The organism is Tissierellales bacterium (assembly GCA_025210965.1).
Taxonomy (GTDB): Bacteria; Bacillota; Clostridia; order Tissierellales; family JAOAQY01; genus JAOAQY01.
Genome location: JAOAQY010000008.1, coordinates 1 through 16,205 on the forward strand (window position 1 = coordinate 1; position 16,205 = coordinate 16,205).

At 33.4% G+C, this 16,205-nt stretch carries 24 protein-coding genes; all 24 read left to right on the plus strand.

Annotation, left to right across the window (positions count from 1 at the left end; all coding sequences use genetic code 11):
• On the plus strand, nucleotides 1–493 hold a 493-nt coding region (locus N4A40_00410; protein MCT4660290.1), incomplete at its 5' end, for a hypothetical protein.
• A 6-nt stretch (nucleotides 494–499) separates the two neighbouring features.
• Nucleotides 500–649: a hypothetical protein gene (locus N4A40_00415; GenBank protein ID MCT4660291.1), complete on the plus strand. Its 150-nt coding sequence runs from the start codon at nucleotides 500–502 to the stop codon at nucleotides 647–649.
• Between the two features lie 18 nt (nucleotides 650–667).
• Complete coding sequence (locus N4A40_00420) at nucleotides 668–1,135, plus strand: DUF4065 domain-containing protein (protein MCT4660292.1); 468 nt, start codon at nucleotides 668–670, stop codon at nucleotides 1,133–1,135.
• A 70-nt stretch (nucleotides 1,136–1,205) separates the two neighbouring features.
• The gene (locus N4A40_00425; protein MCT4660293.1) at nucleotides 1,206–1,523 is read left to right on the plus strand and encodes a hypothetical protein; all 318 of its coding nucleotides are present in this window, start codon (nucleotides 1,206–1,208) and stop codon (nucleotides 1,521–1,523) included.
• On the plus strand, nucleotides 1,524–2,135 hold the full coding sequence (locus N4A40_00430; GenBank protein ID MCT4660294.1) for a phage scaffolding protein: 612 nt from the start codon (nucleotides 1,524–1,526) through the stop codon (nucleotides 2,133–2,135).
• 13 nt (nucleotides 2,136–2,148) lie between these two features.
• Nucleotides 2,149–2,535 carry a hypothetical protein gene (locus N4A40_00435; GenBank protein MCT4660295.1) on the plus strand — a complete coding sequence of 129 codons (387 nt, stop codon included), beginning with the start codon at nucleotides 2,149–2,151 and terminating at the stop codon, nucleotides 2,533–2,535.
• A gap of 23 nt (nucleotides 2,536–2,558) precedes the next feature.
• Nucleotides 2,559–3,665, plus strand: a complete 1,107-nt coding sequence (locus N4A40_00440) for a major capsid protein (GenBank protein MCT4660296.1) — start codon at nucleotides 2,559–2,561, stop codon at nucleotides 3,663–3,665.
• Between the two features lie 9 nt (nucleotides 3,666–3,674).
• Nucleotides 3,675–3,932, plus strand: coding sequence for a hypothetical protein (locus N4A40_00445; protein ID MCT4660297.1), 258 nt, complete (start codon nucleotides 3,675–3,677; stop codon nucleotides 3,930–3,932).
• Complete coding sequence (locus tag N4A40_00450; protein ID MCT4660298.1) at nucleotides 3,932–4,297, plus strand: hypothetical protein; 366 nt, start codon at nucleotides 3,932–3,934, stop codon at nucleotides 4,295–4,297. The genes N4A40_00445 and N4A40_00450 overlap by 1 nt, the downstream gene beginning before the upstream one ends.
• Entirely contained in the window at nucleotides 4,287–4,631 is a 345-nt protein-coding gene (locus tag N4A40_00455; protein ID MCT4660299.1) for an HK97 gp10 family phage protein, read from the plus strand. The genes N4A40_00450 and N4A40_00455 overlap by 11 nt, the downstream gene beginning before the upstream one ends.
• On the plus strand, nucleotides 4,624–4,968 hold the full coding sequence (locus N4A40_00460; protein MCT4660300.1) for a hypothetical protein: 345 nt from the start codon (nucleotides 4,624–4,626) through the stop codon (nucleotides 4,966–4,968). The genes N4A40_00455 and N4A40_00460 overlap by 8 nt, the downstream gene beginning before the upstream one ends.
• Before the next feature lie 4 nt (nucleotides 4,969–4,972).
• Entirely contained in the window at nucleotides 4,973–5,536 is a 564-nt protein-coding gene (locus N4A40_00465; protein MCT4660301.1) for a hypothetical protein, read from the plus strand.
• A 13-nt stretch (nucleotides 5,537–5,549) separates the two neighbouring features.
• Nucleotides 5,550–5,957, plus strand: coding sequence for a hypothetical protein (locus N4A40_00470; GenBank protein ID MCT4660302.1), 408 nt, complete (start codon nucleotides 5,550–5,552; stop codon nucleotides 5,955–5,957).
• A 28-nt stretch (nucleotides 5,958–5,985) separates the two neighbouring features.
• Nucleotides 5,986–6,162: a hypothetical protein gene (locus N4A40_00475; GenBank protein ID MCT4660303.1), complete on the plus strand. Its 177-nt coding sequence runs from the start codon at nucleotides 5,986–5,988 to the stop codon at nucleotides 6,160–6,162.
• 29 nt (nucleotides 6,163–6,191) lie between these two features.
• Nucleotides 6,192–10,118 (plus strand): phage tail tape measure protein, encoded by a 3,927-nt coding sequence (locus N4A40_00480; protein ID MCT4660304.1) that lies wholly within the window; start codon nucleotides 6,192–6,194, stop codon nucleotides 10,116–10,118.
• A 12-nt stretch (nucleotides 10,119–10,130) separates the two neighbouring features.
• Nucleotides 10,131–10,979, plus strand: coding sequence for a phage tail family protein (locus tag N4A40_00485; GenBank protein MCT4660305.1), 849 nt, complete (start codon nucleotides 10,131–10,133; stop codon nucleotides 10,977–10,979).
• A gap of 15 nt (nucleotides 10,980–10,994) precedes the next feature.
• The gene (locus tag N4A40_00490; protein MCT4660306.1) at nucleotides 10,995–13,130 is read left to right on the plus strand and encodes a hypothetical protein; all 2,136 of its coding nucleotides are present in this window, start codon (nucleotides 10,995–10,997) and stop codon (nucleotides 13,128–13,130) included.
• The gene (locus N4A40_00495; protein MCT4660307.1) at nucleotides 13,131–13,361 is read left to right on the plus strand and encodes a hypothetical protein; all 231 of its coding nucleotides are present in this window, start codon (nucleotides 13,131–13,133) and stop codon (nucleotides 13,359–13,361) included.
• Nucleotides 13,362–13,366: 5 nt separating this feature from the next.
• On the plus strand, nucleotides 13,367–13,522 hold the full coding sequence (locus tag N4A40_00500; GenBank protein ID MCT4660308.1) for a CD1375 family protein: 156 nt from the start codon (nucleotides 13,367–13,369) through the stop codon (nucleotides 13,520–13,522).
• A 73-nt stretch (nucleotides 13,523–13,595) separates the two neighbouring features.
• Complete coding sequence (locus N4A40_00505; protein ID MCT4660309.1) at nucleotides 13,596–14,573, plus strand: siphovirus ReqiPepy6 Gp37-like family protein; 978 nt, start codon at nucleotides 13,596–13,598, stop codon at nucleotides 14,571–14,573.
• A 23-nt stretch (nucleotides 14,574–14,596) separates the two neighbouring features.
• Entirely contained in the window at nucleotides 14,597–14,980 is a 384-nt protein-coding gene (locus N4A40_00510; GenBank protein MCT4660310.1) for a hypothetical protein, read from the plus strand.
• A gap of 21 nt (nucleotides 14,981–15,001) precedes the next feature.
• A complete protein-coding gene (locus N4A40_00515; GenBank protein ID MCT4660311.1) occupies nucleotides 15,002–15,256 on the plus strand; it encodes a hemolysin XhlA family protein in 255 nt (84 codons plus the stop codon).
• 16 nt (nucleotides 15,257–15,272) lie between these two features.
• The gene (locus N4A40_00520) at nucleotides 15,273–15,998 is read left to right on the plus strand and encodes an N-acetylmuramoyl-L-alanine amidase (protein ID MCT4660312.1); all 726 of its coding nucleotides are present in this window, start codon (nucleotides 15,273–15,275) and stop codon (nucleotides 15,996–15,998) included.
• Nucleotides 15,982–16,205: hypothetical protein (locus tag N4A40_00525; GenBank protein MCT4660313.1), on the plus strand; the 224-nt coding region annotated here is incomplete at its 3' end. The genes N4A40_00520 and N4A40_00525, both read left to right, overlap by 17 nt.

Genomic DNA, 16,205 nt, shown 5'->3' on the forward strand with positions numbered 1-16,205 from the left:
ATCAGCAGGGATACAATCTAGAGCTTCTTCTACTGGTGCAAGGCTAGAAACTACTCTTAAAATATCTAAGCACATATGTGGGGATGAAAAATATCTACAAAAAGTATTCTTACATGAGGTGGACATAGGTTTTCATCCAAAAACATTATCTCATTACAATTCGGTTATTACTCACGAGATTGGTCACTTCATAGAGTATGAAAGACTTTTCAATAAGCATGGATATGATTTGAATGATGTTATTCCAGTTGAAGACTTTAATCGAATTTGGAGAGATCTAGAAAAAAGAGTTATTTCAACTAAAATTAGAGATGAATCACTTAAAGAACTTAACTTTATAAAAAATGATGTAGTCGAAGAAGTTAGTAGGTATGGTAAGAAGAACTCAGCAGAGTTTTTAGCTGAAGCATTTGCTGAAGCTAAGGAAGCAAAAAAACCTCGTGAATTAGCGAAGCTTGTTTATAAAAAAATGAAAGCATTATATGGGAGGTAATGGTAAATGATTCTTATGGAAGTATACAAAAAATTTGAACCGTATTTGATAGATAAAGATGGTGAAGAAGTAATAAGAGACGATGCACCGGAGGAAATAAAAAAAGAGTGGGCAGAACTTCACAAAACAAAAGAAAATGAGATTGTAAATTATTAAAGAGAGGTGTTTATTTCAATGGCTGATATAAATGATGTAGCCAACTGGATACTATTTCATGGGAGTAAGGTTAATAATAAAAAATTACAAAAACTTATGTATTACAGTTATGCTTGGTATTTAGTTATTATGAACGAACGATGGGAAATTCTAACAAATCAGACTATAAAACTATTTAATCAAAAGTTTGAAGCGTGGATACATGGTCCGACTTGTCCAACTATTTATTATAAATATAAGGGTTATACATCGTTTGAAATAGATAAACCTTCTAGCTGTGAAACTTCTTTAAATCCAGATGAAATAGACGTGTTACAGCAAGTACTAGACGTATATGATCTGTATACTGGAAAAGAATTAGAGAGTATATCGCATCAAGAAAAACCTTGGATAGAAAAAAGAGTAGGGCTTGGGTGCTATGAAGCATCAAATGAAGAACTTTCAGATCTAACTATTTTCGATTACTATAGTTCTCAAATGGAATAAAATATGAATAACAACCTATAAACACTCGAACGAGTGTTTTTCTTTTGCTCAAAAACAGGAGGGGATATTAATGGGAGTACTAAAAGTTGATTGTTCTTGTGGTAAGAGATTTACTACAGAGCAGATTGTGATACTTGAAAAGAAAGTAACTAAGGATATAAGTGTTCTTTATTGGACGTGTCCAAATTGCAAAAATGATTACACCATAGGAAAAATAAATAAAACAATAAAGAAACTCCAAAGAAAAATTAGAGATTTGAAAGAAACAATAGCCGAAAAGCGTAGAAATGGTGAGTGGGTAGAAATAGAGCTGAAAAATTTAAAAAAGTATGAAAAGAAGCATAAGTCGCTAATGGACAATATCAATGGGAAGGGAGAAAAAGAGTAAATGGATTGGTTAAAAAAATTACTAGAAACACTAAAACTTGGAGAGCACTATGCAGCTATAGAAGAGGGCATTAAGAAACAAGGCTTTTTATCTAAAGATGAAGCTGATGCACTAAAAAAACAGGTATCTACTCAAAAGAAGACTATAAAAGAGAGAGATGACCAGCTTGAAACACTTTCAAAGAAGGTTGGAAATAATGAAGAACTTCAAAGTGAAATTGATAAACTGAAAAAAGAAAATCAAAGTTCGACAGAGAAATATGAAAAAGAGCTGCAGTCACAGTCATTTAATTTTGCTCTAGATACAGCTCTTAGAAATAGCAAAGTAAAGAATCCTAAAGCATTGAAGGCATTACTCAATATTGACAATATAAAGCTAGATGGTGAAACAATGATTGGTTTAGATGATCAGCTTAAGACTCTAAAAGAATCAGATGCATATCTGTTTGAAGATGAAAGCAGTGCTTCAACTGGAAGTCAGGGCAATCATAAAAGAAATCCAGATACTTCAAATAAGGATGATGAAGGCAGTATGGGCAAGCGCCTAGCATCGCTTAATACTGAAACTAAAACAGATGCAGTTAAAGCTGCAACAGAAACATACTTTGGATAGGAGGAATTAATTTATGAAAGTACAAAATTATTTAAGTTCAAAAGAGATTTTAAAACACAAGGAGTTTGAAGCAGTACCAGTAACCGTTGATGATGGAGTTACTGCAGTAAATGGAAAGAAGATACTGAAGGCAGGAACTATAATCGGTGGTAAGACTCAAAGCGTATTGATTAATCGTCAAGAGCCTATTGTTAGTAAAAACAAAGCTGGAGTTGCAACAACTGATACCGCTTCAGGAAAGTCGGCAGAGGGAATTTTATTGGTGGATGTAGATGTAACTGATGGACCACAACCAGGAACTATGGTTATTAGAGGAACTATTGATTTGAACAAAATACCAGAAACTCCTTGTGCAGATGCTCAAAAAGCACTAGGAACAAGAATTTTGTTTATGAAATAAAATAAGGAAAGTGAGTGATGACTATGAACAAACGAAAGTATTTATTGAATTTGCAGAGATTTGCTGATGCAAGTCCGAAGAACATCTATGAAGCAGTTACAGCACAGGAACTAGGAGTTTATTATTCTGAAGGAATCTCAAATAAAATTCCTTATTTGGGACAAATTCTATTTCCAAGGGATAAGAAGTTAGGACTTGATTTGAAATGGATAAAGGGATCAAAAGGATTGCCAGTAGTACTTAAGGCCTCAAACTTTGATACAAATGCGACTTTAAGAGACCGCATTGGATTCTCAGAACTAAGTGATGAAATGCCTTTCTTTAAAGAATCAATGCTAATAAAGGAACATGATAGACAAGAATTAAATAAGGTTATAGATTCAGGTCGCTCAGCTTATATTGATGTTATAGTGAAAAACATCTTTGATGATCAGTTGACATTAGTTACTGGCGCTGAAGCTACTGAGGAAAGAATGAGAATGCAACTTCTTTCTACTGGAACTATAAATATTGAGTCTAATGGTGTGAAAAAGCATTATGACTATAAGATAAAGGATTCTCAAAAAGAAACTATTACAACAGATACATTAAAGTGGTCAGACACAGAGAAATCTAAACCAGTTCAAGATATCATTAGATGGATGGATACTATTGAAGATGAAACAGGTAGTAGACCTACTAGAGCTATTTGTACTAGAAAGACAATGAACTATCTAGTTGACAATATTTCTATCAGAAATGATATGAATGTAAGCAAAGGTGACAAAATAATAATGACTGACGAAATGACTAGGAACTATTTCAAAAAGAAAGTAAATCTTGAGATTGCAGTTTACAACAAAAAGTTCAAAGATGATGATGGATTGACTAAGAACTTTTTCCCAGATGATGTATTTACTCTTATTCCAGATGGATCATTAGGTAAAACATGGTTTGGAACTACTCCGGAAGAATCTGATTTAATGAGTGGTACTACCGATGCAAAGGTTTCTATAGTAAATAAAGGGGTTGCAATTACAACATCTAAAAAAGTAGATCCAGTAAATGTTGAGACTAAAGTAACGGCTATCATGTTGCCATCGTTTGAAAAGGCTGATGAAATCTTTATTGCTACAGTTGCTGGAGATTAATTCCAAGCGATGAATAAAATAGAAGAGTTAAAGTTTAATTTACGAGAGAAGTCAAATCCATATTTTTCAGATGAAGAATTGGACTGGCTTCTCTTAAAACATGGTAGCGTAAAAAAAGCAACATATGAAGGATTACTTTTGAAAGCTGAAGATGATTCTATTAAACTTCCTGGTCTAGATATTCCATCTAGTAAAAATTATTATTTGAAACTTGCAAAGCATTTTAGACCTAATAAAACAGGTCAATTGAAAAGAGTTGATAGATAGTGAATAGCCAGAAAATAAGAACTCAAATAAGAAAAGCTATTTCAAAAATGCCAACAAATGGAGTAGTCTACAGAGAAGAAGAAAATGAGTTCCATGAAAAAAGAGATAAAACAAAAGTTTGTGATGTTGTTGGATTAAAACATTCAAAGAGACTAGCTATAGCTGTTTCTATTGAAGATGCAGGACAAATGAATCTACCAAAACAAGACTATTTTATGACTGAATATAGCGAGCAGTCACAGAAAATTAAAGAAGGTGATCAGATAGAGATTAAAGGTGTTTACTATGAAGTACAAGATTTAGGTAACACACTTGATCTCTATTTTGATATGGCCATAAAGAGAAGAGGTTCTAATGAGTCTTAATATGAATTTAAATGAATTGGATAATAACCTTGATAGTATTGAAGCACGAACTAGAGTAGCTCTTCAGCTTTATGGAGAAACTGCAGCTATGAAACTAGAAGCTGAAGCAAAAGAAAATAGACCCTGGACGGATAGAACTATGGATGCAAAACGAAGTATTAGAGGTATCAGTTATAGACGTGGTGATAAACAAATTATTGCGGTAACCGGCAATGTAGAGTATTTTAAGTATTTAGAATTTGCAAATGGTAAAGCATACGCAATATTGTATCCTACGCTTAGAAGGTTAACGGAAGAGATATTAAGTGGACTTAGGGGGATGTTAAATGGCTAATGATATGTGGAAGAGAATATTTAGACATTTAGTGTCTGAAGGGTTCGATGTATATCCACCAGGAAAACATGAAGGAGAATGTAGCTCATATTATCTAGTACTTAATGATGGTGGTAGCGGTAAAGTAATTGGTGGAGGTTACAAACTTTTCAATATTAGTTTATATGTACCACTAAATGAGTACAGTGAAATAGAAGGTTATACGAGTCATATTAAAAAAAGCATGAAAAAACTTTTATTTCTCAGACACTCTGGAAACGATACTCCAATTATTATTAATGAAAAATTTAAAGCACACGAACAAACACTAGAATATATTGTTATGAAAAGGATGTGAAAATATGACATTGAAAAAAGAGATGGCTTTAGTAAATATAGCTGTAGTACAAATAGTAACAGAGGAAGATACACCGAAGACTCATACATTTGACACTTCAAAAGAAGCTAGTCTAGATCCAAAAGTATCTCAAGGGCAGGAAAAACCTCTTAGGATAAAAAATAGAATTGTTGCAACAGATAAAACTGAAGATTTAGTAATAGGTTATGATGTGACTCTTAAAAACAGCACGTTATCACCAGAGCTACTTGAATTAACTGACGGTGGAAAACTGATATATGATAAAGTCGATACTACTAAGGTTATCGGATATGAAGGCCCTCAAATGGGAAAAGTAGTTAACAGAACAAAGTTTACATTGATAGTATTTACAGAAGAAAAAGATGCTGATGGTGATATTTTGAAATATGCAAAGTTTACTTACAAGCATTGTAAAGGAAAGCCAGTTAAGTATTCTTTTAAAGATGGTGATTTCTACGTACCAGAGTTTAAGGCAGAAAGCAGAGCTAAAATTGGAGAAAAGCCAGTAAAGATTGAATTTGTAGATACTTTACCAGAACTAGGATAGGAGGAAATTGTTTATGAGCAACAAAATAACAAGTATGAGTAAATTAAAAGGTTTTGCTCAGGGGCAAGTAATAACTCTTCCAGGATGGACTGAAGAACCTTTTGTTTGTAGAGTAAAAAGAATTTCAATGCTTGGATTAGCATCTAAAGGTCTTATTCCTAATACATTACTTTCTTCTGCTCAAAAAATATTTACATCAAAGGTAGATGATAATACTGATTTAAATCAGATTTTTAAAGTAATGATGATTATAGCAAAAGAATCACTAGTAGAACCTAGCATAAAAGAGCTAGAAGAGGTAAACCTAGAGCTAACTGATGAGCAGCTTACAGATCTTTTGAATTATAGTCAAGGTGGTGTTAACGCACTGTCTTCATTTCGTAAGAAGCAAGCAGATAATGAGGATTCTGAGCATAGCTAAAAAGTACAATCAAAGGCCAAGTGAGATTATGGATATAACCGACTCTTACGTGGCCTTTTGTTTTGATGAAGCATGTGAATATATTATTGAGTGTTTGAGAGAAGAACTTACTCCTACATGGTTAGAAGATGAAGAACATCAAAGAACTACAGAATCAAAGTCAAATAATAATACACAAGTTATAGAAATACTATTAAAGAGCTAATCGGCTCTTTTTTTATTGGAGGTGAGATTATGCCAATAGATGCTGGTACTGTTGCTGCATCATTAGAACTAAATACCAGGGGATTCTTAAATCCTCTTAGAACAGCACGAAATGAACTGTCTCTATTTGGCAATGATGCCTCAGCTTTTGGACAAAGATTGCAAGGTGTTGGTTCGAAAATGACTTCAGCAGGTAAGGCCTTTACAACTGGATTTACATTACCAATAGTTGGGGCAGGTGCAGGACTTGTAAAACTTGCAGGAGATTTTGAAGAAAGTGGTAACAAGGTTGCTACTATTGCTGATCAGAGCGTAATGTCTATTGAAGCTATTCAAGAAGGGGTCTTAAAACTTTCAGATGATGTTGGAGTAGCAGCTACTGATATAAATGAAGCTTTATATCAAACTATCTCAGCTACAGGCGATACTAAAAATTCTTTAGAATATGTTGAGATAGCATCAAAGGCTGCCATTGGCGGATTTACAGATACATCTACTGCAGTCGACGGTCTTACTACTGTAATGAATACTTATGGGCTAAAAGGTTCAGAAGCAATGCAATCAGTTTCAGATCAGATGCTACAAGCTCAAAATTTTGGTAAAACTACGTTTGGAGAATTAGCATCGTCAATTGGAAATGTTATACCTATAGCAGCTAGTTTAGATGTTTCAACTAATGAACTATTTGCATCGTTAGCAACGCTTACTAAAAATGGTATTGCTACATCTCAAGCGGTTACTGGGTTAAAGGCAGCATATTCAAATATTATTAAACCATCAAAACAGGCAGGCGAACTTGCTGAAGAATTAGGTCTTGAATTCAACTCAGCGCATCTAAAATCAGTTGGATGGGCTATGTTTTTAGATGAAATTAGAGAAAAGACAAAGGGAAACACTGAGATGATGGCTCAACTATTTGGCTCAACTGAAGCTCTAAATAGTGTAACTGTTTTGGCCACAAATGGAGCTAAAGACTTTTCACTTGCTTTAGAAGCCATGTCAAATAGTGCTGGAGCTACAGAAAAAGCATTTAGCATAATGGACCAGGGAGTCAATGATAGTTTTGAAGATACGCTTAACTCTGCAAAAAATCTTGGTATTGAATTAGGTCAAATACTTTTACCAATAGCAAATGATATTATTGGAGTCATTGGAGAATGGGTTCAAAAGTTTAAAGAACTAGATGATGGAACAAAGGAAAATATACTTAAAATAGGTGCAGTTGTTGCAGCTATAGGACCACTTTTACTAATAGGTGGAAAGATAGTTTCAGGAGTTGGTATGCTTATCAGTGGAATATCTACAGTATCAACTGCAATAGGTGTTGCAACTGGAGCGGTAACAACAGCAACGGGTGCTGCAGGGGCATTAGGTACTGCACTTACAGTGTTAAGTGGTCCTGTTGGACTTATAGTTGCTGGAATAGCTGCAGTAACTGCAGGTGGAATTGCGCTATATAATCACCTAAGTCAAGATTCAATCCCTGCAATAGAGCGGTTTGGAAATGAAATCAGTGAGAGTACGAAGAAAGCTGTAGGCGGTTTTCTAGATTTAAATGATAAAGCTACTATGGCTTTAAAAAAGCTAAATTGGTCTGGAGCTATAGTTAGTGAAAAGACTGCAAATGAAATTACTTCTAATTTTAATGGTATGGCGGATAAAGTAATTGGTGAATATGAAACAATGCAAAAAGAAGCAGTTGAACAGCTAGGCATTCTTTTTAGTAATTCAACTTCTATAAGCAAAGAAGAACAAGATGCTATGTATGAAGCAGTTAAAGATGGAACTGAAAAGCGCTATAAAATTATAGAAAAAGAAAAAGCTAGAGTCAGTGAGATTTTAAACAAAGCTAAAGAAGAGCATCGCGCTCTTACTAAAGCTGAACAAAAAGAAATAAATGCTATACAAAGTTCTATGGTAGATCAAGGAATCAAGGTTCTAAGTGACAGTGAGAGAGAACAAAAAGCAATATTTGAAAAAATGAGAGCTAATGCATCAACTTTATCAGCTCTTCAAGCTGCAGAGGTTGTGAAAAATGCTACTGATCAGAAGAACGCAGTTGTGGCTGAGGCAGAAGTGCAGTATACAAATGTCGTAAAAGAAGTCACACGCCAAAGAGATGAGATTGGATCTTTATCTGCAGAGCAGGCTGACAAACTTATAGCTGAAGCTCTAAGGCAAAAAGAAGATACTATATCTCATGCTGAAGAGACTCATGAAAAGATAGTTGAAGAAGCAAAGCTACAAGCTGAAGAACACGTAAATGAAGTTGACTGGGAAACTGGAGAGATTAAAAGTAAATGGGATGTATGGAAAGATGATTTGGCCAAAACATTTGCAGAATCATGGGAGTACCAGAAAAACGGATTTAGAGAATGTGGCGAAGATATAAAGAAAAATGTTAGTTCTTTAGTAAAAAACATTAAAGATAAGTGGGAAAATGCAAAAACTAGAATTGGTAATACTATAAGCAGCTTAAAGAAAAATGCTGAGAACAATTGGAGAAATTTAAAGACTAATTTAGAAAATTATACGACTACACTTAAAAACAATATAATATCTTCATACACTACTTTAAAAGAAAAAGCTACCGAGCAAATAGAAGAAAAGAAAAAGTTGATAATTAAAAAGTGGACTGAATTAAAGAACTCTGCTCTTAAATGGGCTAAGAATATGATGGATAGTTTCGTTAAAGGAATAAAAGATAAAATCACATCTATAAAGAACGCAGTATCAAAAGTTGCTGATAAAATTGCAAGCTTTTTAGGTTTTGAAAATGATACTACACCACCTAAAGAGGGGTCCGCTAAAGCAGCAAATTCTTGGGGTGGAAACTTTGTAAGTATGGTTGCAAAAGGAATTGATGGTGCAATAGATACAGTAGCAACAGCAGTTGGTAGCGTAGCAACTACAATAAAAAACTATTTAGGTTTTAACTCGCCAACTAAATTGGGTGATTGCTCAGAGTCAGATCTATGGGCTCCTAATTTCATGGAAATGTTTTCAACTGGAATAAAAGAAAATACAAATTTGGTTACAACTGCAGCAGCTAATGTTACTACAAAATTAAAAGAAGAGTTTGATAAAGCTATTAGTATGGCAAAAGCAAAAGCAGCACAGATACAAAGAACTTTTGCCAATGCTCTAGCAAATCATAAAGCGAATTCTTATGATGAATTTGGTAATTATACTGACAAATGGGGAGATAAATACAATCAGTATGATTATAAAGACAGAAAAGATGATGACAATTATGAGAGAAAGAAGTATAAATCTGACTTAGATGATAAAGCTATTGATGATATGCAAGAAGAGAGAGTTGAAGAAGATAAGTTCATAGAAGAAAATCCTGAAGTTGCAAAAGAGATAAGAGAAAAATATAAAAAAGAAACTGGCCATGAACCAACTAAAGATGTAATGTATGATATAGCTCAAAATGGTGGTATCAATGACCGAAAGCGTGATGATTGGAAAAAGAAAGCTGATGAAATTAGTAAAAAAGCTGACAATGGCGATTATGACAAAGACATAAAAGAGCGCGAAGAAAAAGCAAAAGATGCCTGGGCTAGAAATGAAGAAGAACGAAAGAAAAACGAAGAAAAGCGTAAAAATGGTGGTTATGCAAAAGGTACTGATAATGCAACAAGAGGATGGCATTTAGTTGGAGAAGAAGGTCCAGAGATAAGATGGTTTGAGGGTGGCGAAACAGTTCTTGATACAGCCACTTCAATGAATTTAATTGATAAACTAACTAATATAGGTAATATGGAGTTTTTGGTTAAAGTTTCATCTACTTTAGATATTGACTATGAAAAATTAGCAAATGCTATAGGTAGTAAGCTGAAGCCATCAATTAATGTAGAAAATACATTTAATAGTCCAAAGGCTTTAGATGAAAAAACTATTAAAAGACAAGAAACTATGCTCATGAGAGATTTAGCTATAAAGTTTAGGTAGGGAGTGCTAATTATGAAAGTAACTTATATAAATAAAAATGGAGACAAATTGGAGTTCGGTAATCGAGCTCCTTTTGTATTTAAATCTATTGAAGGATTAGAATTCAATAGCATAGTTAGAATGACCAAAGCTCCTAAACAAATTGGGAAAAGTTTTGATGACTTGAGCATAGATGAGCGATTAGTAACAATATCTTTTGCTCTTATATCTGAAGATGAATCGGGTTGTTATTCTATGAGAGAAAAGTTACTTAAAGTAACAAATCCTCTAATTGGACCAGGCAAGTTAGTAATATCAACCGAGTATATGGATGCCGACTTAGAGGTAATTACAGAAAAGATATCAATACCAGATTTAGAAACTCTATCTGGTAACATCTTAGATGGTATGTTTCATCTAGTAGCTCCGAATCCATTATTTTTAAAACAATATGAAGAATCTAGCGAATTATCATTTCTTATGGGTGGTATGAAAATGTTTAAACTACCCACTGGATTTAGTTTAAGAGGTAAAAAACGAAAGATTTTAAATAATGGCCAAATTTCTACTCCAGTAAAAATAGCATTTCATGGTCCCGGAACTAAACCACGAGTTAACAATCTGACAACTGGAGAATTCATTGAAATAAATAGTGCTCTTGAAGACGGAGACATTTTGTTTATAGATACAACAGATATGAATAAATCAGTAAGAATAAAGCGAAGTAATGGATCAGAAGAAAATGCTTTTGGCCAAATTAATCTAGACTCTACATTTTGGAAACTTGTCCAGGGCGAAAACATTTTAAGCTATGAAAGTAGGAATGATTCACAAAAGACAAAAGTGGAGATTAAATTCAAAGAACGACTAATAGGCTTATAGAAGAGGTGATGCAATATGGAGAAATATAGTTTTTTTGATTCTACAGTAGAGGATGAAAGAGCCTACTCTGCAGATGAGTTCGCTGAATATTTTAGGCAAGTCTTATCAACCGGAATACTAAATGGCGGTAACAATCTACAAGTTATATGTTCAGGTACTAATATGATACTTCAAATAAAAGAAGGTTATGCTTGGATGGAAGGCTATTTATATAAGATTGAGTCAGAGCCTTTGAATATACAAGTAGATACTGCAGACCCGACACTTGATAGAATTGATAGAGTGGTTGTTCGATTAGATAAAAGACTAGAACATAGGTATATAAAGGCCTTTGTATTAAAGGGAGTACCAGGACAAAATCCTAGCGTAAAATCACTAACAAGAGATGAAAATATTTTTGAAATATCATTAGCTCAAATAAGAGTAATTGCAGGAAAGAGTTTCATAGAGCAAAGTCAAATTTCAGATGAGAGACTAAATAAATCAGTTTGTGGTTTAGCGTCTTCTCTAATTAGTGCAGATACTACAGACATATTTAATCAGTTTCAGTCCTGGTATAATACCAAAACTGCAAATTATGATTCTGATTGGAAAAATTGGTGGATTAATAATCCAATAGAATTTAAAAAGGCTTGGGATACTTGGTTTAGTGAGCAGAGAACAAATGGCTTTGTATTGGCTATTGAAAAAGGAAGATTAAATGGAATACCTACGCTAGATCAAAACGGAAATGTTCCACTATCTCAATTAGGTAATGCTCAAAAACCTGAAGATTATGCAAGATATGAAAGTGATTATGGTTTCTTTGGAGCAGACTATACTGGCTGCACAATAGAAAATGATATAGCAAGCTTAGACGAAGTAAAAATATATAGTGAACTTAAATCTACAAAAACCACTGAAATTACTTGTCAGAGTCAAGAAGCAAATAGTCAAAGTGGAGTTGGCCAAAAATTCGACTCTGAATTTACTAAAAATATAACTCATATAAAATGGATTGAATTTAAAATAGACCAGGTGACAGGAAGTCCAGAAAGTTTAAGTTTTAGTGTTTATGATAAAACAGCAATGAAACGCTTGCCTGGTATTATTATTCCAGATGTTGAGAAACGGTTTATAAGAGCAGATTTAAACCTAGATATTGATCGTGGGCATGAAATAGAAATTCGATTAAACTTATCGAACTTTGGAAGCAGTGTAAATGCAACTTCTGCTATCAAATTAGCAACTTGTGGATTTGGAGGTGTTAGAAATTCTTCATTAGTAAAAACGACTAATGCATGGACTACTGAAACAGAGTCATCTTGGGATGATTTAGTCTTTAGGATGGGGGTCGTAGAAGCTTCAAAATCTGGTGAAGTTCAAAAAAATATAGATCCAAAACTAGTTTCGAAATGGGGAAATCTAAAGTATGAGGTAAAAGATTTAGAGAGTAATAATGCTGTAATTACTAAAATATTGTCAAATACAGATGTAGTTATAAAATCAGAAACCGCAAAATTAGGAACTAACATGATAAATCTATCAGATATAGATCCTAAATCGCATAAAGAGTTAAAAATTAAGTATGAAATTTCAAGAAGCACGCTAGAAGATAAAACACCTAGGATAATAGACTCTAGTATAACCTGGAAGGGCTTAAGTGTTGACAATGATATTTACAAACTAATTGCTAAGGTAACTTTAGAACAAACCACAGCAAGGATTGACTTTGAGAATTTAGATTTAGAAAAGTATAAGTATATAAGGATTATCGTATCAGCTCAATCTGCAGATAAAACATTTGATAGAGATCTGTATATTAAGTATTCTCAAATTCTTTCAAATTATAAGTATGTAAACTACTTTATTAATTCAAGTAGTAGTTCGTTTGCATTTGCAAACTCAGCTGGTTCTGACAAATTCTTGATAAAAGGTGCAATCCCTAAAGATACTATGAGTTATTGTGTGATTGATATTGCGAATATTAAATCTCCGTATGAATCAAATTTAGAGGTTCTTACTAATTGGAAATGTGTCTGCAAAAAAAATGCTACTATCATAAACGGTGGAGGGAGCTGTACTGTTTCTGAAATAAGTAAAATATCAATGGCACCATCTCAAGGTTACTTTGAAACTGGATCTAGTTTTATTATATTAGGAGTGTTGTAGATGAAAACTGATAAATTAGTAATAACGAAGCATGGAGTTAAGAAAGAATCTTTTAATCAAGAAGAGGTTAAAGAGATGCAAAAAAGAGGTCAAGAAATTCATGCTACAAATGATCTAGTAGATGAAGAAAAAGCGTTTATGGCTGAAGCATTGATTGAGCTTTCTTCAAAAGTAGAATCTTTTGAAACTAAGATGGCCAAATTCGAAAATCAAAATAACAAGGAGGCGTAGTTAAAATGAATTTATATAGTTGGAAGATAAAAGCTTATGCTTATCTAGTAAAAGTAGATAGATATAGCATTGAAGAAATAGAAGGAAGTAATAAACCAATAGTAGATGAGAACTACAGAGATGCAGTAGCTCTTTATTTAGCAACAGGACAGCTTTCGTAGAAAAGGTGTAAATATGTGGATTTTAGACTCAAAACTAAACTTACTTTGTGATATGACTCCAAAGTATTTTTTTATGCAGAAAAACTGGATTAAAAAGGGAGATGCTGAGTTTCAAGTATCTCTTTCAAATCCAAACATAGTACATCTTAAAAAAGATTATTTCGTGATACATGATGACTTTATAGGCTTTATATTGCATAGAGAATTGTCTACAGAAAACAATGTATGCAAAGTAAAGTGCAAAGATTTAAAGGAAGTTTTGACTAGAAGGATAATTATTCCACCACCAGGAGAAACGCATTTAAAGATCAAAGCATCTGCAGAGTCTGTTATAAAAAAGTTAGTGAATGATTCACTGGTTAATCCTTTAGATGAAAAAAGAAGCTATAGCTTGATTGAAATTGCTCAAGATAAAACTAGAGGAAAAGAATACAATTACGAAGGTAGGTATTCTAGTCTATATAATGACTTAGTAAAAATAGCAAGGTATGGTGACTTAGGTATAGTCCTTGATTTAAATCTATCAACTAAGAAAATAATATTCGATGTTTCACCAGGCATGAATCACTCTGCAGGGCAAAATGAAAACAAGCCTGTTATATTTTCAATAGGATATGGAAATGTGGCCAATCAATATCTAACAGAGTCTAATTTGTTTTCTAAAAACTTAGCTATAGTTGCTGGACAAGGTGAAGGAGTCCAAAGAGCTATTGAAATCATTGGAGATGAATCAGGGTTTTCGAGAAAAGAAGTTTTTATAGACGCTAGAGACTTAAATAGTGCAGAAAAACTTAGACAAAGAGGTGTAGAAAAACTCGAGACAGATTATAGAGAAGTAAATTCTTTTGAAAATCAAATACTTCTAACAGGCCCATTTAAATATAAAGAGCACTGGAATATAGGAGACATAGTTACGGTGCAAAATAAAGCGTGGCAAACTACTCAAAATAAAAGAGTAGAAGCCATAGTAAAAAATATTATAGAAGAAGGTGAAAGTCTGGAAATCATTCTTGGACAAGAACCTTTTTCAATAAATGAAGTACAATACTAAAAAAACGAATAGGAGAGATGAAAATGGAATCACTAAATGAAGCAAAAAGAAGAGTAAAAATGTACCTAAGAGCATTTGAGGTAGAATATGGTGGAAAGCCAGGACAAAGAAAGTTAGAACAAATAAGAGATGCTGAAAGTACTCTTGATGCTGGAACTGCATTAGATGCGATAGTAGTTCTTACAGAGAGAGGTACTACAGAAGAAAAGAGAAACAGATACAAGGCAGAGTACGACTTTATGAAAAGCATAGAATCAACTGTTACTAAAATCGCTGCAGATAAACCACTTAATGATAATGAAAAAGATATTGAATCAAAATACGGTTTCTATGACCTAATTGAAAAAGCACTTGCAGCTGCAGTTGAAGTTAGAAGAGAATACAGAAGAGAAGCAAACAAAAAATAGACACAGAAAGGAAGATTGTCTATGAATCCAAATATTTGTGATGAAAAACACAAAAACATAGATGAAAAATTCAAAGCACATGAAAGAAGACTAAATAGTCACAGTGAAAGGATTGATGGTCTTGAGCAATATAGATCTGAAGCAAAAGCTGAGATAAAAAACTTATGTCAGCAAATCAAATCATTGGTAAAAACGATGAGATGGTTTATAGGCTTATTAGTAGGAGCTTTTGTGAGCTTCTTTTTTTATACGCTTCAAGTAGGTCTTTTTAAATAAACTGGAGGTAGCAGCTATGAAATATAAAATCATAGAAAATTTTATAACACCAAATAAGTATAGTAGACCTCAAAGACCGCTGAAAAAAATAAAGGCATTGGTGATCCACTGGGTCGCCAATCCCAACTCTTCAGCTAAGGCAAATAGAAATTACTTTGAAAATAGAAAAGGTGGAAATTTCAGTTATGGATCAGCACATGAAATAATAGATTTAGATGGTGATGTAATGCTTGTTATACCACCAAATGAAATGGCATATCACGTAGGATCAAGTAAATACACTAAAGATGCGCTAGCTAGATTAAGTAATTATCCAAATGATTGTACCTACGGAATCGAGTGTACTCATATAGACTGGGATGGAAACATGACAAAAGAAACACTTGAAACACTAGCAAATAGATGTGCAGACCTTTGTAGAACATATGACTTAAATCCAATAACAGATATTTGGACCCATAAGCAAGTAGTTGGTTGGAAAAATTGTCCGAAATACTTTGTAGATCATCGGGATGAATTTGAAGCCTTCAAAATCAAAGTAAAAGAATTGATGAAACAAAATGAAAGCATAGAAAAATGGCAGCAAGAACTAGGAGAACAATCACTTGAAAAGTTGGCCAACATGAAAATAATAGATTCACCTGATGCATGGAAAACAAAAATGAGTGAAAATATTCCAAATTGGTTATTCTTCACAGTAATATCAAGACTAATAGAGAAGGGCGATGATAAAGATGCTTAGTGAATTTATTGTAGCAGGATTGACTATTACCATAGTGAACATATTCAAAGAACAGTTTCCAAACATGAAAAAAAGCATCTTACCACTAACTGTATTCATCATAGCAGGTGCTCTAAATACTGCAAATGCAGTTGTTTTCAGTGGTGGAGAAGTTGATGCAATTCAAGGACTTAGCCAGGGACTTGTCATTGGAGCGTTATCTTCAGG

Excerpts from the sequence above, each read along its gene's own strand:
- N4A40_00415 (MCT4660291.1), top strand. The coding sequence starts at position 500 with ATGATTCTTATGGAAGTATACAAAAAATTTGAACCGTATTTGATAGAT.
- N4A40_00420 (MCT4660292.1), top strand. The coding sequence starts at position 668 with ATGGCTGATATAAATGATGTAGCCAACTGGATACTATTTCATGGGAGT.
- N4A40_00425 (MCT4660293.1), top strand. The coding sequence starts at position 1,206 with ATGGGAGTACTAAAAGTTGATTGTTCTTGTGGTAAGAGATTTACTACA.
- N4A40_00430 (MCT4660294.1), top strand. The coding sequence starts at position 1,524 with ATGGATTGGTTAAAAAAATTACTAGAAACACTAAAACTTGGAGAGCAC.
- N4A40_00435 (MCT4660295.1), top strand. The coding sequence starts at position 2,149 with ATGAAAGTACAAAATTATTTAAGTTCAAAAGAGATTTTAAAACACAAG.
- N4A40_00440 (MCT4660296.1), top strand. The coding sequence starts at position 2,559 with ATGAACAAACGAAAGTATTTATTGAATTTGCAGAGATTTGCTGATGCA.
- N4A40_00445 (MCT4660297.1), top strand. The coding sequence starts at position 3,675 with ATGAATAAAATAGAAGAGTTAAAGTTTAATTTACGAGAGAAGTCAAAT.
- N4A40_00455 (MCT4660299.1), top strand. The coding sequence starts at position 4,287 with ATGAGTCTTAATATGAATTTAAATGAATTGGATAATAACCTTGATAGT.
- N4A40_00460 (MCT4660300.1), top strand. The coding sequence starts at position 4,624 with ATGGCTAATGATATGTGGAAGAGAATATTTAGACATTTAGTGTCTGAA.
- N4A40_00465 (MCT4660301.1), top strand. The coding sequence starts at position 4,973 with ATGACATTGAAAAAAGAGATGGCTTTAGTAAATATAGCTGTAGTACAA.
- N4A40_00470 (MCT4660302.1), top strand. The coding sequence starts at position 5,550 with ATGAGCAACAAAATAACAAGTATGAGTAAATTAAAAGGTTTTGCTCAG.
- N4A40_00475 (MCT4660303.1), top strand. The coding sequence starts at position 5,986 with ATGGATATAACCGACTCTTACGTGGCCTTTTGTTTTGATGAAGCATGT.
- N4A40_00480 (MCT4660304.1), top strand. The coding sequence starts at position 6,192 with ATGCCAATAGATGCTGGTACTGTTGCTGCATCATTAGAACTAAATACC.
- N4A40_00485 (MCT4660305.1), top strand. The coding sequence starts at position 10,131 with ATGAAAGTAACTTATATAAATAAAAATGGAGACAAATTGGAGTTCGGT.
- N4A40_00490 (MCT4660306.1), top strand. The coding sequence starts at position 10,995 with ATGGAGAAATATAGTTTTTTTGATTCTACAGTAGAGGATGAAAGAGCC.
- N4A40_00495 (MCT4660307.1), top strand. The coding sequence starts at position 13,131 with ATGAAAACTGATAAATTAGTAATAACGAAGCATGGAGTTAAGAAAGAA.
- N4A40_00500 (MCT4660308.1), top strand. The coding sequence starts at position 13,367 with ATGAATTTATATAGTTGGAAGATAAAAGCTTATGCTTATCTAGTAAAA.
- N4A40_00505 (MCT4660309.1), top strand. The coding sequence starts at position 13,596 with ATGCAGAAAAACTGGATTAAAAAGGGAGATGCTGAGTTTCAAGTATCT.
- N4A40_00510 (MCT4660310.1), top strand. The coding sequence starts at position 14,597 with ATGGAATCACTAAATGAAGCAAAAAGAAGAGTAAAAATGTACCTAAGA.
- N4A40_00515 (MCT4660311.1), top strand. The coding sequence starts at position 15,002 with ATGAATCCAAATATTTGTGATGAAAAACACAAAAACATAGATGAAAAA.
- N4A40_00520 (MCT4660312.1), top strand. The coding sequence starts at position 15,273 with ATGAAATATAAAATCATAGAAAATTTTATAACACCAAATAAGTATAGT.